16 protein-coding genes are annotated in these 14,663 nt (G+C 47.3%); 6 read left to right on the top strand and 10 right to left on the bottom strand.

The window, feature by feature from the left end; translation table 11 throughout:
- Positions 1–50 precede the first annotated feature (50 nt).
- Positions 51–806, top strand: coding sequence for a two-component system response regulator ArcA (gene arcA, locus D3795_RS10995; RefSeq protein WP_156268715.1), 756 nt, complete (start codon positions 51–53; stop codon positions 804–806).
- On the opposite strand, the gene D3795_RS10990 is transcribed toward arcA, so the two are convergent.
- Complete coding sequence (locus D3795_RS10990; RefSeq protein ID WP_156268713.1) at positions 786–1,142, bottom strand: Hpt domain-containing protein; 357 nt, start codon at positions 1,140–1,142, stop codon at positions 786–788. The genes arcA and D3795_RS10990 overlap by 21 nt on opposite strands.
- A gap of 140 nt (positions 1,143–1,282) precedes the next feature.
- Here D3795_RS10990 and folE2 point away from each other — a divergent pair, with 140 nt between their 5' ends.
- The 5 genes from folE2 to D3795_RS10965 all read left to right on the top strand — a co-directional run bounded on the left by folE2 (position 1,283) and on the right by D3795_RS10965 (position 6,864).
- Entirely contained in the window at positions 1,283–2,221 is a 939-nt protein-coding gene (folE2, locus tag D3795_RS10985; protein WP_310942346.1) for a GTP cyclohydrolase FolE2, read from the top strand.
- Positions 2,222–2,313: 92 nt separating this feature from the next.
- Complete coding sequence (locus D3795_RS10980; protein WP_156268711.1) at positions 2,314–3,327, top strand: adenosine kinase; 1,014 nt, start codon at positions 2,314–2,316, stop codon at positions 3,325–3,327.
- 165 nt (positions 3,328–3,492) lie between these two features.
- The gene (ahcY, locus tag D3795_RS10975; RefSeq protein WP_156268709.1) at positions 3,493–4,857 is read left to right on the top strand and encodes an adenosylhomocysteinase; all 1,365 of its coding nucleotides are present in this window, start codon (positions 3,493–3,495) and stop codon (positions 4,855–4,857) included.
- A 98-nt stretch (positions 4,858–4,955) separates the two neighbouring features.
- Entirely contained in the window at positions 4,956–5,513 is a 558-nt protein-coding gene (locus tag D3795_RS10970; RefSeq protein WP_156268707.1) for a GNAT family N-acetyltransferase, read from the top strand.
- A 19-nt stretch (positions 5,514–5,532) separates the two neighbouring features.
- A complete protein-coding gene (locus tag D3795_RS10965; protein WP_156268705.1) occupies positions 5,533–6,864 on the top strand; it encodes an NAD(P)/FAD-dependent oxidoreductase in 1,332 nt (443 codons plus the stop codon).
- A gap of 116 nt (positions 6,865–6,980) precedes the next feature.
- On the opposite strand, the gene D3795_RS10960 is transcribed toward D3795_RS10965, so the two are convergent.
- The 9 genes from D3795_RS10960 to ispB form a co-directional block, all read right to left on the bottom strand.
- The gene (locus D3795_RS10960) at positions 6,981–8,141 is read right to left on the bottom strand and encodes an ABC transporter permease (RefSeq protein ID WP_156268703.1); all 1,161 of its coding nucleotides are present in this window, start codon (positions 8,139–8,141) and stop codon (positions 6,981–6,983) included.
- On the bottom strand, positions 8,138–8,872 hold the full coding sequence (locus tag D3795_RS10955) for an ABC transporter ATP-binding protein (protein ID WP_156268701.1): 735 nt from the start codon (positions 8,870–8,872) through the stop codon (positions 8,138–8,140). Before D3795_RS10955 ends, D3795_RS10960 begins: the two co-directional genes overlap by 4 nt.
- A 10-nt stretch (positions 8,873–8,882) precedes the next feature.
- Positions 8,883–10,382 carry an alpha/beta hydrolase gene (locus D3795_RS10950; protein WP_156268699.1) on the bottom strand — a complete coding sequence of 500 codons (1,500 nt, stop codon included), beginning with the start codon at positions 10,380–10,382 and terminating at the stop codon, positions 8,883–8,885.
- A gap of 91 nt (positions 10,383–10,473) precedes the next feature.
- Positions 10,474–10,824 (bottom strand): DUF3718 domain-containing protein, encoded by a 351-nt coding sequence (locus tag D3795_RS10945; protein ID WP_173021028.1) that lies wholly within the window; start codon positions 10,822–10,824, stop codon positions 10,474–10,476.
- 176 nt (positions 10,825–11,000) lie between these two features.
- The gene (gene folA, locus D3795_RS10940) at positions 11,001–11,510 is read right to left on the bottom strand and encodes a type 3 dihydrofolate reductase (RefSeq protein WP_156268695.1); all 510 of its coding nucleotides are present in this window, start codon (positions 11,508–11,510) and stop codon (positions 11,001–11,003) included.
- A gap of 146 nt (positions 11,511–11,656) precedes the next feature.
- Positions 11,657–12,826 (bottom strand): Obg family GTPase CgtA, encoded by a 1,170-nt coding sequence (gene cgtA / locus D3795_RS10935; protein WP_156268693.1) that lies wholly within the window; start codon positions 12,824–12,826, stop codon positions 11,657–11,659.
- Between the two features lie 82 nt (positions 12,827–12,908).
- Positions 12,909–13,166, bottom strand: a complete 258-nt coding sequence (rpmA, locus tag D3795_RS10930; RefSeq protein ID WP_156268691.1) for a 50S ribosomal protein L27 — start codon at positions 13,164–13,166, stop codon at positions 12,909–12,911.
- Between the two features lie 18 nt (positions 13,167–13,184).
- A complete protein-coding gene (gene rplU, locus D3795_RS10925; RefSeq protein ID WP_156268690.1) occupies positions 13,185–13,496 on the bottom strand; it encodes a 50S ribosomal protein L21 in 312 nt (103 codons plus the stop codon).
- A 157-nt stretch (positions 13,497–13,653) separates the two neighbouring features.
- The gene (gene ispB / locus D3795_RS10920) at positions 13,654–14,625 is read right to left on the bottom strand and encodes an octaprenyl diphosphate synthase (protein ID WP_156268689.1); all 972 of its coding nucleotides are present in this window, start codon (positions 14,623–14,625) and stop codon (positions 13,654–13,656) included.
- Positions 14,626–14,663: the final 38 nt, after the last annotated feature.

The following is a 14,663-nucleotide window of genomic DNA, read 5'->3' as shown; positions in this document are numbered from 1 at the left end:
TATTTCATTACCAAATTTCAACACATGTTAACAGATTCTTGGAACCTTCTATGAGCGCCAGATTACTAATCGTTGAAGATGAAGTTGTCACTCGAAATACACTGACTCGGCTGTTTCAGCAAGAAGGCTATGATGTGTTCGACGCGGCAGATGGCATGCAAATGCAACGCATCATGGCTCGTCAGCAAATTGACCTTGTCATCATGGATGTGAACTTACCGGGCAAAAGCGGCATCGAGCTGGCGGAAAAACTTCGCGAGAACGATAACATCGGCTTAGTTTTCTTAACCGGCCGTGATGCTGAAGAAGACCGTTTGCTTGCGCTGGAGTTAGGTGCTGATGACTACCTCATCAAACCTTATAATCCAAAAGAATTGATTATTCGCGTTCGCAATTTATATCGCCGTATTGAAGCATTAAAGAGCCAGCAGAAAAATGTTGGGCACGACAGTGTTGTCTATGAATTTAATGGTTGGCGTTTGGAAAGTGATAGTCGCTGTTTGTTCTCGCCAGACGGTAAAATGTTCCGTTTACCGAAAAGCGAATATCGCGCGATGGAATTATTTTTGACGAACCCTGGTAAGATTCTCGACCGCGAAACCTTGGTGAAGAAAATGCTGGATCGTGAATTACGCCCAAATGATCGTACGGTTGACGTTGCAATTCGTCGTATCCGTCGTCACTTTGAGGCTCAGCCTGATTCGCCGAACCTCATTACGACCATTCATGGTGAGGGCTATCGCTTTATTGGTGACGTTTCAATTCAACATCTTGAGCAACCGTCACTAAATGCCCCGCGCATGTAACCAACGACGTAATTGATGCTGGTGCAGTGGCAATTCAACGGCCCACTGCTCCAGCAAGTCATCTGCATCATCCCAATGCCACTCTTCACGCTCTAAACGCTCCATTTGACTCGCTAGTTGACGCAAGCCAACTGAACGACAGGCTCCTTTCACTTTATGTGCTTGCCGCCGCGTTTCAGCTTCATCACGTTTCTTCACCACATGTTGCAGGTGGTCTAAGTAACCGGCAATGTTGTCACTAAAGGTATTGTACATTTCGTGTACGCCTTCATTCCCAAGCAGCTCGTGATACTGCTCTAAAAGCTTTTCATCCAACATCGTGCTTTCCTTATCCATATTTTTCGATTCACCTAATCGAAAACTTTTCCTTCGGTTATAAACCCAATCTGGCAAACTACCGTATTGAGCATAATTCTTGTATACTATCGCCCCCTTTTGCAGGGATCAGTATTTTTAACGTTTGGAGCCGTACAAGCATGCCAACAGCTACACCAACAATGATGCCAGATATCGCCAATCAAACTCGCGCACAAACCGAGGGTAAACTCGATTGGGTCGGCATGAGTAATATCGAGATGCCTCTGGTGGTCGGTGCTGCACAAGAACCTGAGCGCCCAGTAAGCGCTCACGTTGATGCATTTGTCAATCTTACCGATCCGAAAGCGAAAGGCATACACATGTCTCGCCTTTACCTGCTGTTGGAAGATTTATCAAACAATGACGTACTTAGCCATCAGTCGCTCGGTAAATTATTGCACGACTTTATAGATAGTCACGATGGGCTTGCAGATCAAGCTTACGTGAAATTTAGTTTTGATTATCACTTGCGTCGCAAGTCACTGATCAGCAAAAAGCAAGGTTGGAAAGCCTACCCTGTCACCGTAACTGGTCGCTATGACAGTGGCAAACTGAACCTCGAACTGGGTGTTGAAGTGCCATATTCAAGCACCTGCCCGTGTTCAGCGGCTTTGGCACGTCAATTGATTCAAGAAGCCTTTGCAAACCAATTTGGTACGGACAGCGAAGTGGATGCGGAACTGGTGCATCGCTGGTTAGGCACCACACAAGGTATTGTGGCGACCCCACACAGTCAGCGTTCGATTGCTCAAGTGAAAGTAATCATGGGCGACAATGTGTCAGAGCTACCGATTATTGCTCTTATTGATGCAATTGAAGATGCGTTGAAGACGCCAGTTCAAGCCGCGGTGAAACGTGAAGACGAACAAGAGTTTGCACGATTGAACGGTCAGAACTTGATGTTCTGTGAAGACGCCGCTCGTCGTTTACAGCATGCACTGAATTTGCAGTCGCAATTCTCCGATTTCTGGGTGCGCGTAAATCACTACGAATCATTGCACGCTCATGACGCTGTGAGCATCACCACCAAAGGCGTGCCTGGCGGTTACAAAGCTTAACCAATTTATCGACCTACTAATCCGGCTGCGGTATACTTTGCGGCCGGATTTTTTTGTTTTATAACCTAATGAAAACCTTATACGAGAAAGGCATGGAACCTATTGATATCGTTGGAATTGGCAACGCGCTCGTTGATCAGGAATTTGAAATCACTGACGAATTTCTACAGCAGCATCAAATTGAAAAAGGCATGATGACGCTGATAGAAGATGAGGACCAAGAACGACTAATTAAACTCTTGGCTCAGCGCGGCGAACTGAAGAAACAATCTGGCGGTGGTTCTGCAGCCAACTCGTTAGTTGGTTTTGCCCAGTTTGGTGGTAAAGCATTTTACTGCTGTAAAGTTGCTGATGACCAAGCCGGTAAATTTTATTGTGAAGACCTAGAACAGGTCGGCATTACCACGAATACAGGTAGCCAAAAGCACGAAGGCAAAACCGGTCGTTGTTTGGTGATGGTTACCCCTGATGCCGAACGCACCATGCGCACTTATTTAGGTATCACCGCTGATTTATCAGTTGATGAGCTAGACGAAGATGCCATTGCACGAGCCCAGTACCTCTACATTGAAGGTTACTTGGTGACTTCAATGATTGCGCGAGAAGCCATTGTTCGCGCCAAAGAAATCGCTCGAGCCAACGGTACAAAGATAGCAGTTACGTGCTCTGACCCTGCCATGGTCAAATACTTCCGTGATGGTATTGATTTGATTCTTGATGGTGGCGTTGATGTGCTTTTCTGTAATGAAGAAGAAGCTGGGATCTTAACTGGCACGACCGACGTACAAGAAGCGCTACAACAATTGCAGCAACACGCTGATTTAGTCGCGATCACACTTGGCAAAAACGGCGCTTTGTTAGGCGACGGTGAACGTCAGGTTATTGTTCCTGGCGTTAAAGTTAAAGCGGTCGATACGAACGGTGCGGGTGATATGTTTGCGGGCGCCATGATGTATGGTTTAACGCGTAACTATTCGTTAGCTGCTTGCGGTTTGCTAGCTAGTCATGCGGCAGCAGAGGTGGTTTCGAATTTTGGCCCACGGTTGAGTCTTGATCGGCAGCAGCAGTTGTTGATTCGCTTACAGCACGAACCAGAATTTAATTAAAAGAAAGAGCGTTATTCGTTGTTCGTTATTGGTTATTCGAGAAAAAAAGCGAATGACAGCAGTTACCGCACAGAAAAATGTGCGAATCGCTATGAAGAGTGAACCAGCGAGCAGAACTACGAATAACGAGTAACGAGTAACGAATAACGAATTAAGAGGTTTTATATGCAAGATTACAAAGTCGCAGACATCAGCTTGGCCGATTGGGGCCGCAAAGAAATCGCTATCGCTGAATCAGAAATGCCAGCGTTGATGACCATTCGTCGTAAGTACGCTGATAGCAAACCATTGTCTGGCGCGCGCATCATTGGCTGTATTCACATGACCATTCAAACAGCGGTACTAATTGAAACGTTGATTGAATTGGGTGCAGAAGTTCGCTGGTCTTCTTGCAACATTTTCTCGACGCAAGATCATGCTGCAGCAGCAATGGCAGCAGCTGGTGTGCCTGTATTTGCTTGGAAAGGCGAAACGGAAGAAGAGTACGAGTGGTGTTTGGAGCAGACATGTCGCAAAGATGGCGAGCTTTGGGATGCCAACATGATTTTGGATGACGGTGGTGATTTGACCCTGTTAATTCATGATAAATACCCACAAATGCTCGACAAAATTCACGGCATTACGGAAGAAACCACAACAGGTGTACACCGTTTACTCGAAATGTTGAAGCACGGGACTTTACGTGTACCAGCTATCAACGTAAACGACTCCGTCACCAAGTCAAAGAACGACAACAAGTACGGTTGCCGTCACTCTTTGAATGATGCGATTAAGCGTGCAACTGATCACTTATTATCAGGTAAGAAAGCATTGGTTGTTGGTTACGGCGATGTCGGTAAAGGCTCAGCTGCCAGCTTGCGCCAAGAAGGCATGATCGTCAAAGTGACTGAAGTTGACCCAATTTGTGCCATGCAAGCGTGTATGGATGGTTACGAAGTCGTTTCGCCATACATTAATGGCGTGAATACGAATTCTGCTGAAGGCATCAACCGTGACTTATTGCAGAATATTGACCTGATTGTCACCACTACCGGTAACGTGAATGTGTGCGACCGCTATATGCTGGCGGCATTGAAATCTACTGCTGTGGTTTGTAACATCGGTCACTTCGATAACGAAATTGATACCAAGTTTATGCGTGATAACTGGCGCTGGGACGAAGTAAAACCTCAAGTTCACAAGATCTATCGTAGCGACGACGACAACGACTATTTGTTGCTTTTGTCAGAAGGTCGATTGGTAAACTTAGGCAACGCGACGGGTCACCCAAGCCGCATCATGGATGGCTCGTTTGCCAACCAGGTATTAGCGCAAATGCACTTGTTCGAAGAAAAATTTGCTGACTTGCCAGCGTCTGAAAAAACTGCCAAGCTTCGCGTTGAAGTGTTGCCGAAGCAGCTCGACGAGGAAGTTGCTCGTTATATGGTGCAAGGTTTCGGTGGCGTGGTGACGAAATTAACGCAGCAGCAAGCGGATTACATTCACGTAGCCGTCGAGGGACCATTCAAGTCTGACGACTACCGCTACTAAAAACGTTATTCGTTATTGGTTATTCGTTATTCGAAAAGGAAAAGCGAAGTGACAAATAACCTACGAATAACGATTAACGATTAACGAACAACGAACTTATGATTGAATACAAGCAACTGACGGCCGCCGATTACGCGGCCGTACTTGAATTAGGCAACCGCGTTCATGGCGACAACTATTTGACGCCAGAATCACTTGCTGACTACGACCAACGCGGCCGCGTGGGCGACATTAATTTGAATTGGCTTGCCTTTGCTGATGGCAAATTAGCGGGTATTCGGTTGACCTTCGCCCCGGGTAACTGGGATATCGATGGTCACTGTAGTCCATCTGATTGGCCTGTTCCGCCCGAACAAATCTGTTACTTTAAATGTGTGGCGGTTGACCCTGACGTACGTGGTGGCGGTATTGGTCGTGGCTTACTAGAGCGCTCAATAACTGAAGCGAAGAAGCTTGGTTGTAAAGCAGGTTTAGCCCATATTTGGATGCAAAGCCCACAAAATGCAGCGTTTGAATATTTTACGCGTTGCGGTGGCGAATTGATTCGCGAGCACAACAAGCGTTGGTATGATCTGTCGATTAACGAAGGTTACCATTGCCCTGTCTGCGATGGCGTTTGCTACTGTACTGCTGGTGAAATGATACTGAAATTCTAAATTAAAAAGGCCTGGCGCTATGTACGATCCTCTTCATGATAAAACTCCAGGCCCAAACCAACCTTACCCTGCAAGTTATTGGCACACTCACACCCAAACTGCTTGGCCACAGTGCTCTGAATCGTTGCCGGAGCAAGCCGACATTGTCGTTATTGGTGCCGGTTATACCGGATTGAATGCTGCTCTAGAGCTTGCCGAGCGTTATCAACAGCGTGTGGTTGTGGTAGAGGCCAATCAGCTTGGCTGGGGCTGTTCTACTCGCAATGCCGGCTTTGCTATGCCGGGTACTGGTCGACTAGGTTATGTGGCATGGAAGAAACGTCGTGGCGAAGCCGTTGCACAGGGTATTCAGTACGAATATCAGCTAGCTTTTCAGCGATTAGAACGCCACTTAAAAGCATGTCCTGAGAGCCTACAAGTACAACGCGGTGGTTATTTAAAGATTGCTCACAAAGCAGCAGCAATTCCGGAGCTTCAGCAACAGTATCAAGCTTTATGCCAGTATGAACCAACGACGCAGTGGTTGGATTATCATGCCATTCAACAGCGGGTTAAAAGCCCGCAAGCACACGCTGCAATCCATTTTTCGCAAAGCTTTGGGGTTAATCCATTATTGCTATTGGCAAGTGTTGCACGTCAAGCTGCAGAAGCCGGTGCCATTCTAGTTGAGAACGCGCCTGTCGAGCTGTGGCGAACCGATAGTGACAATTCGCATCATTTAACGACACCCAAAGGCACTATTCGAGCTAAGAAAGTAATTGTTGCTACAAACGGTTATACGCCGAATCATCTCCACCCAGCCATTCATGGCCGCAGTTTACCGGTGCTCTCTAGTGTTCTTGTGACTCGCATACTAACTGACGAAGAGCGCAGCGCAATAGGTGTTGCACCGCATGAGTTAGTGATGGATACCCGTACGCTGAAATATTACTTCAGATTACTACCAGATGGCCGGTTGTTATTTGGTGGACGCGGTGCCATTCGCGGAAAAGACGCACACAAAGAGAAATATCAACGTAATTTGCTGCGTGCAATGGCAGATACTTTCCCCGCTTTAACTCAGTTAAGCCGAGAAAAACCAGAGTTCAATTGGAGTGGTTGGGTATCAGTGGCATTAGATGATTATCCGCGAATTTATAGCCCAGCTACGAATGTATTCACTAGTATGGGCTATTGTGGTGCTGGCGTTACGTTCACCCAGTTAGCTGGGCAGCGTGTCGCTGAATTAGCGATGGGTGAAAAGTTGCCGGCGCTTCCGTTCTATGAGTCGCCTTTACCGAAGTTTCCGCTACCGCAGCTGCGACGTCTCGGCCAGTGGCTCTACTACATGTGGAACAGCGTTATTCGTTAGTCGTTAGTCGTTAGTCGAAAAACCAAAGTGATCACACAGAAATATGAGCAAATTTGTCTCTAACCTCAACAGCGAGACGAACCCACGAATAACGAATAACGAACAACGCTCTTGCTTTACAGGCCGAAGACGACTTTTTCGCTGGCGAGCATTTTGCCAATAAAGCGAATAATCAACAAACTCACAATCGCCGTAACTACCCCACTGACCAATAATGGCAACCACTGCAATGCTTCGCCCTTAATGATATCAAGCAATGCTTGGTGCTGACCTGTTAGAGGTAAATAGTAAAGAACAGGGTTCTTAAGGCGCGCGAATTCAACGCCAAATACGGCTAACATTGGCAGCATCAACAAGAACGAAATGTAGGTTTGCGCTTCTTTAAAGCTCTTGGCGCGGAAGCTAACAAATAGCTGAAGTGCCGTTGCGAACAGGGCTAACGGTGCCAACATAAGCACCATCAACAACATCATTGGCCATTCAATAGCAACACTGATGCCGATTTCGTGTAATGGTAAGAAGCGGAAAATAAGCGGGATCAACACCACACTTAACACGCCACCAAACATGGCAAAACAGCTTGCTGCGAAAGCCTTACCTAATACCAACTGATGAGAACTCAGTGGTTGTGATAACAGCAACTCGAGTGAGTTACGTTCTCGTTCTCCGGCGCTAATATCAATGGCAACGTTCATGCCAGAGAAGAATACTGACAACAGGATGAATATCAGGACGCTTCCCATCAAAATAGCTGAGCGAGAGCCTTTCGTTGCGGTATCGTGTTTGACCAAATCAATCGGCTGTACCACACGTGGATCGAGCCCGCGCATTTGCAGACGAATAAACGAGAGCTTACTGCTATAACCTTCAATGGCTTTTTCAATTCGGCGAATGTCCGAACGTTGTTTGGTTGCACTAAAGTCAGCGGTTAGTGTCACTGGAGCTGGCTGTGCCGTTGCAATATCTTCCGCCCAAGTTTCACCAATAACCAGCTCAATAGGCTGTTGACCTGCCGGCCAATCTTTCTCACGTTCAATAATGCCTTGCTGTTGTAAGTAATCGATGAGGGCTGGTGCGTGCTCCGCGCCTTTGATGTCAATTTCAACATCGCTTGGATCAGTGAGTTGACTGATCATGACGTAAAACGCAACCGCCATGAGTAATGGTCCGAAAAAAGCGTACGACATAGCCGCCATTACTGAGCGTTTGTCACGAATTGCGTCTTTTAACTCTTTGCGCCAAACAATTCCTATTGGACTGCGAACAGACTTACTCATGCCGCGATTCCCTCATCGGTTCCGATTATTTTAACAAACGCTTCTTCGAGCGCTGATTCGCCAGTTAACTGACACAGTTCTTCTGTTGTACCTTGCGCAGCCACTTTTCCTTTGGCAACCACAACAACCTGATCGCACAATGCCGCCACCTCTTGCATGACGTGGCTTGAGAACAAAATACTGGTTCCTTGACTGCGAAGCTCGCGCAGCAAGTCTCGCAAAATACGGGTACTCATTACATCTAGGCCGCGACTTGGCTCGTCAAGAATAAGATGCTTAGGGCGGTGGACAATTGCTTGTGCTAGCGCCACTTTCATTCGCTGGCCTTGCGAGAAACCAGTAGCTTTACGGTCGGCAATGGCAAGCATATCTAAACGCTCAAGCGCCTCTTGTACAGCTGCTTGACCAGCGTCTTTGTCGAGACCGTGCAGCGCTGCAAAATAAGCAACTTGCTCACGTGCGGTCAGGCGCTCATATAAGCCAAATTTATCTGGGAAAATACCAATATTTCGGCGCGCTTCTAACGGTTGCTTCGTTGCATCAATGCCATCAATAAGTGCTTGTCCGCTATCCGCTTTCAATAACCCATAAATAGTACGTAAGCAGGTTGTTTTACCGGCACCATTTGGGCCTAAAAGACCTGTTATTTGACCTTCAGGTGCTGTAAACGTCAGGCCGTCGAGCGCGGTAACCTTACCAAATTGTTTGCGAAGTTCTGTCACTTGAATCATTGCAGTTACCTTACAGGCCTTTGCCGTTCGAATTGAGTACAAACGGCAACGGTTTTTGTTTTTGCAAACAATCTTCGTTGAGTGCGGCTAAATCTAATGTATCGATAAACTGAGCGGCCAACTTATTAGCACAAGTGTGCCCTGCTATCGTGTGTGAACCATGCGGAGCAATCAAATGGCGGCTATTCGAGAGGGTTTGTGCCGCCAGTGCGCCCCATGTTGGAGGCGTTACCGGGTCATGACGTCCAGAAAGTAATAAACTTGGAATATCACTTTCTACCGGCGCAAACCAAGACTCAGGACGAGGTACCGATGGCCATACAGAACACATTTCAATAAATGCGTCCGCAGTGCGACTACCGATAAAATCATTGGCACCGTCCTCGGCTAAAAGCTCGTCGGTTGCACGAGGTAAGTCTTCACTGCACAACACCGACAATGTTAACCCCATATACATTTCCGATTGCGACATGCTACTGCCAATCAAACCAACTAAAGGCGTGTAATTACCACGATGGGTTTCTTGAATTGCATAAGGCAGTAATTGTCTGGTGACTGGATGATATAAGCCCACCCGCATGACTGAAGTAAAACGGCCTGCAGTAATTAAAATATCCGTTGGCTTATTCGTTAACGGGTCGTTGACCGTTAATGGAACCGGGTTAGCTTCAAGTTGCTCAAGCGTCTCGGCGTAGGTTGTTTTTAAATTAGGGAATGTCGACTCACAGGCTTTGGAGTTCGCACATTGCTCGAGTAATAACTCAAACGAATCAGCGCCGTGGCGGCCAAACGGGCCAACGACGACTTCCGGAGGCGCAACGGCATCAAGTACAGCTGCGCGCACCGACTCTGGCGCCTCTCGCATATATACCAAGCCTGCGCGAGAGCCATATGAACCACCATACAGGTTGACCTGCTGATAGCCTAAATGCTCTCGAACGGCTTCAAAATCGCGAATTGCATTTACTGTATGGTATTGCGTCAGGTCTTCGTCAGTATATTTAGCCAAACACTCACCCGCAATGCGCGAGAGCTCAATATCATCATCGGCCTTAACCAACTCATCAACATGACTTAATTCGCAACTCAGTGGGTTCGACTTACCGGTACCGCGCTGATCAATCAACAAAATATCTCGTTGCTTCCGCACATCGCTAAACATACGGTTAATCATTGCTGCCAGTTCGGTAGCGGCTTGTCCTGGACCACCAGCTAAAATCAATAGCGGGTCGGCCTTTTTATTTTCGCTTACGGCGGGCAAAACAGCATAGTTGATAGGAATTTGTCGCTGATTTGGTTGATCGTAGTTCTCAGGAACCATGAGTGTGCCACATAAAACCTGCTCACTTATGTTCTTCAGGTAGCACGAAGCTAATGGTTTTTGCTGTGATGCCGGAGCAGTTGTCTGCGCCGCAGGGTCTTGCGTTGCTGCATATAAAGCATTGGTAACGCTTAGGTAGAGTGTTCCGCCTAGCAAAATAGCTACGGCTGATATTCCCTTATTTAGCATGATTTGTTATCCGGTTGTAACAATTCACCCCAGTTTATCCCGACTACGTGGTAGCTGGAAAGCAACAAACTGTAAAAGTTTGTTTTATTTTTTACTGAGATAGGTGTTCCAACCGTTCATCAATCACTTGGCGGATACGGTTCTGTTGAGGTAAGTTTTGTGCCCATGTGGCATCGCCAAGTTTATGTAAGTCGTCGATAAGAACGCTATAGGCAATGAAACGACCAATCTCAAACGAGCCATTGCGCTGAGCGAATTGAATCATGGTTTCGCCATTACAGCGAATGTGGGGATAAATGTCGCGAATACGCAGACGATATTCGCGCAACTTGTTACGAAATTCACTGGCATTGTTGTGCCGAACTTGGCTGCAAAACAACAACGCCACATCATCACCGAAGCTCGGTAACATTGATTGTGCCACCGCTGCTCCGCTAGTCATCACTAGACCCATGCTCATTGTTATTATGAAGCTCGTGCGAGCCATCCCAAAACCTTTCATACATTATCACTAAACTATTATTTGAAAGGTATGTTAACGAGGCGTTCTAGCGTCTGCAACGGATTAAAATGTTAAAAGTCGCCACTTGTTAACGCAATCTTTACACTTTTATTGCGTTAGCGAGGCTCATCTTGACGTTCGTAAACTTCTGTTACAAATGCGTGAGGATTCTTATCATCGGCAGGATGCTCTACCGACTCAGTCAGTTCCCAAGTTGCTTCGGCGTGATAGTCGGGGAAAAACGTATCGCCCTCAGTCTCTAATTGAATCTGGGTAAGATATAATCGGTGTGCATGTGGCAAAAACTCGGCGTAAACATGTCCACCACCAATCACCATCAGCTCTTCAGTATGGCCGGCCACCTGCACAGCAAGCTCAGGGCTATTAACCCAAACCACGCCCTGCTCGTCAGTATAAGGCTGCTGGTGTTTGCGACTGAGAACAATATTGGTGCGTCCTGGCAACGGACGCCCAATGGATTCGTAGGTGGTGCGACCCATGACAACGGGCTTACCGAGGGTAATGCGTTTGAAGTGTTGCAGTTCGGCAGGGAGGTGCCAAGGCATTTTGCCGTCTTTTCCGATGACGCGATTGGCCGCCATGGCCGCAACTAAAGCAATATGCATCTCACCCCCCAAATCGTTATTCGTTGTTCGTTATTCGTTATTCGTGGCTTCAGCGCGCTCTTGAAATCGCAAACGTATTTGCTCACTTCTATGCGCATTGTCTTTTGGTTTTTCGAGTAACCAATAACGAATAACGAGTAACGTTTTTACTTTTGGTAGATCACTTCCACGTCGTAATCGTCGTCGTCGAAGTCATCATCGTCGTCATCTTCGTCTTCGAACGCTTCAAGCTGCTGCTTGTGATAGTCATCCCACTTAAATTCAACGCTCGCCTTCGCTTCAGCTTCCATTTCTTCTGGCGATTGCTTCGGCAACGTTTCTAGATAGGCGATGATTTCTTTACACAGCGCATCGGTACCAATGTTCGACAGGCCTGAGATTTGATAAACCGGACCGTCCCAATCCAGCGCTTCTTTAACGCGCTCGATGCCTTCGGCAATTTGCTCTTCGCTGAGCAAATCGACTTTATTCACCACTAACCAACGCGGTTTGGCAGCAAGTTCTGGGCTGTACTTTTCAAGCTCATGAACAATTTTAACTGCTTGTTCCGCTGGATCAGTTTCATCATACGGTGCTAAATCAACAAGATGCAACAATAAACGGCAACGCTCAAGGTGTTTCAAGAAGCGAATACCTAAACCGGCGCCTTCAGCTGCGCCTTCAATTAGCCCAGGAATGTCGGCGATGACAAACGTTGCGTGTGGCACTGGACGCACAACACCCAAGTTCGGCACCAAGGTGGTGAATGGGTAGTCGGCTACCTTTGGTTTTGCTGCTGACACGGAACGTATAAATGTTGATTTACCAGCGTTCGGCATACCAAGTAAACCAACATCGGCAAGAAGCATTAGCTCAAGCTTCAATGTACGTATCTCACCTGGCGTACCCATAGTTTTTTGACGTGGTGCGCGGTTGGTTGAGCTTTTAAAACGTGCATTACCCAAACCGTGGAAACCACCTTTGGCGACCATGCGACGTAAGCCGTGACGAGTTAAATCGCCCAGCACTTCACCGGTTTCTTGATCGGTCGCTCGCGTACCTACAGGCACTTTTAAAACTAAGTCTGAACCGCGTTTACCGGTACAGTTTTTGCCATGACCATTTTCACCACGTTGCGCACGGTGGAAACGCTCAAAGCGATAGTCGATTAGCGTGTTTAGGTTTTCATCGGCTTCTAGATAAACGTCGCCGCCATCGCCACCGTCACCGCCATCGGGACCGCCTTTGGGGATATATTTTTCACGTCGAAAACTGACTACGCCGTTACCGCCGTCGCCTGCTTCTACGCGAATTTCGACTTCATCTACAAACTTCATGATTTAACCTACCTGCTTACATGAAAAAACCCCGCCACTCCGGACGGGGTTTCTTATCTCTTCGCTAGCTTTCTAACTGAAATTATTCAGTAACGATGCTAACGTATTTGCGGTTGTTTGGACCTTTCTCCGCAAAAGAAACTTTACCGTCCGCTAATGCGAACAAAGTGTGGTCACGGCCGATACCGACGTTGTCACCAGCGTGGAATTTAGTACCACGTTGACGAACGATGATGCTACCAGCTAATACTGACTCACCACCGAAGCGCTTAACACCCAGACGTTTACTTTCTGAGTCACGACCGTTACGAGTTGAACCTGCGGCTTTTTTGTGTGCCATGTGTCGTTACTCCTTCAATTAACCGTTAATACCAGTGATTTTCACTTCGGTGAACCACTGACGATGACCTTGGCGTTTCATGTGGTGCTTACGACGACGGAACTTGATAATGTTCACTTTGTCGCCACGACCGTGGTTGATAACTTCCGCCTTGATAGATCCACCAGAAACAAAAGGTGCGCCGATTTTCACGTCGTCACCGTTCGATAGCATTAACACTTGATCGAACTCAACCACATCACCAGTGGCCGCTTCCAGTTTTTCCAGGCGGACGATTTGGCCTTCAGTTACACGGTGTTGCTTACCGCCACTTTGGAATACTGCGTACATGTCTTTCTCCGATTTTCCCCGAGGGGTCTTTATTTGAATTAAATTCAGGGCGCGAATTGTACATAAACTCGCTGCGTGAGTAAAGTACGTTATTCGTTATTCGTTATTCGTTCGTTTTGTTTTTCGAGTAACGAGTAACCAATAACGAGTAACGGTTCTAAGCGATGCGGTCGACGGCGATAGCAGCGAGGGCGTGCAGCGCCTCGCGATACGGCGACGCCGGCAAATGCGCCAGTTGCTGCTGCGCTAACTCCGCCTCTTTTAAAGCACGATTACGCGTGTATTCCAGTGCGCCCGTGCGCTGCATTGCTGCAAGTACTTGCTGCAATTGGTCACGGCCATCACCTTGTTCAATCGCAAGACGAATCATTGCTGCTTCCTGGTCATTGCCATGCCACATAGCGTAAAGCAATGGCAATGTTGGCTTACCTTCAGCTAAGTCATCACCGGCTTGTTTACCCATAGTTTCGCTATCGGCAGTGTAATCAAGTAAGTCGTCCACTAATTGGAAAGCGGTGCCAAGATGTCGACCATAAGCTGCAAGCGCATCTTCTACTTCTTGTGGTTGTTCAGCAAGAACGGCACCGAGTTGCGTGGCGGCTTCAAAGAGTTTACCTGTTTTACCGTAAATAACGTCAAAATAGCTCGTTTCAGTAGTGTCTGGGTCATTACAGTTCATCAACTGCAACACCTCACCCTCTGAAATGATATTGGTTGCATCGGCGAGAATCTTCATCACCTTCATCGAATTCAACGTCACCATCAACTGAAATGCGCGGGTATACAAGAAATCGCCAACTAATACGCTCGCTTCGTTACCAAATACAGCGTTGGCAGTTTCTTTACCGCGACGTAGCTCTGATGCATCAACGACATCGTCGTGCAACAGGGTCGCGGTGTGAATAAACTCAATGATGGTCGCGAGGGTTAGATGCCCCTGCCCTTCGTAATTTACGGCGCGCGCGGCGGTGACAGCAAGTAGCGGACGTAGACGTTTGCCGCCACTGTTCACAATATACAGACCCAATTGATTGATAAGAGCAACATCTGACTGAAGTTCTGCACCAATTAGTTGGTTCACTCCGGTCATGTCGTCGGCCATCAAGGCGTTGATTTCTGATAACTTCATAGCTTCAGTGTGACTGTTAAATTAAGCCAAAGATTGTA

The sequence above is a fragment of the Pseudidiomarina andamanensis genome (assembly GCF_009734345.1).
In the GTDB taxonomy this organism is placed as follows: Bacteria; Pseudomonadota; Gammaproteobacteria; order Enterobacterales; family Alteromonadaceae; genus Pseudidiomarina; species Pseudidiomarina andamanensis.
Note: the sequence above shows the minus strand (reverse complement) of the source record. Positions and strands in the feature narration are given on the sequence as shown.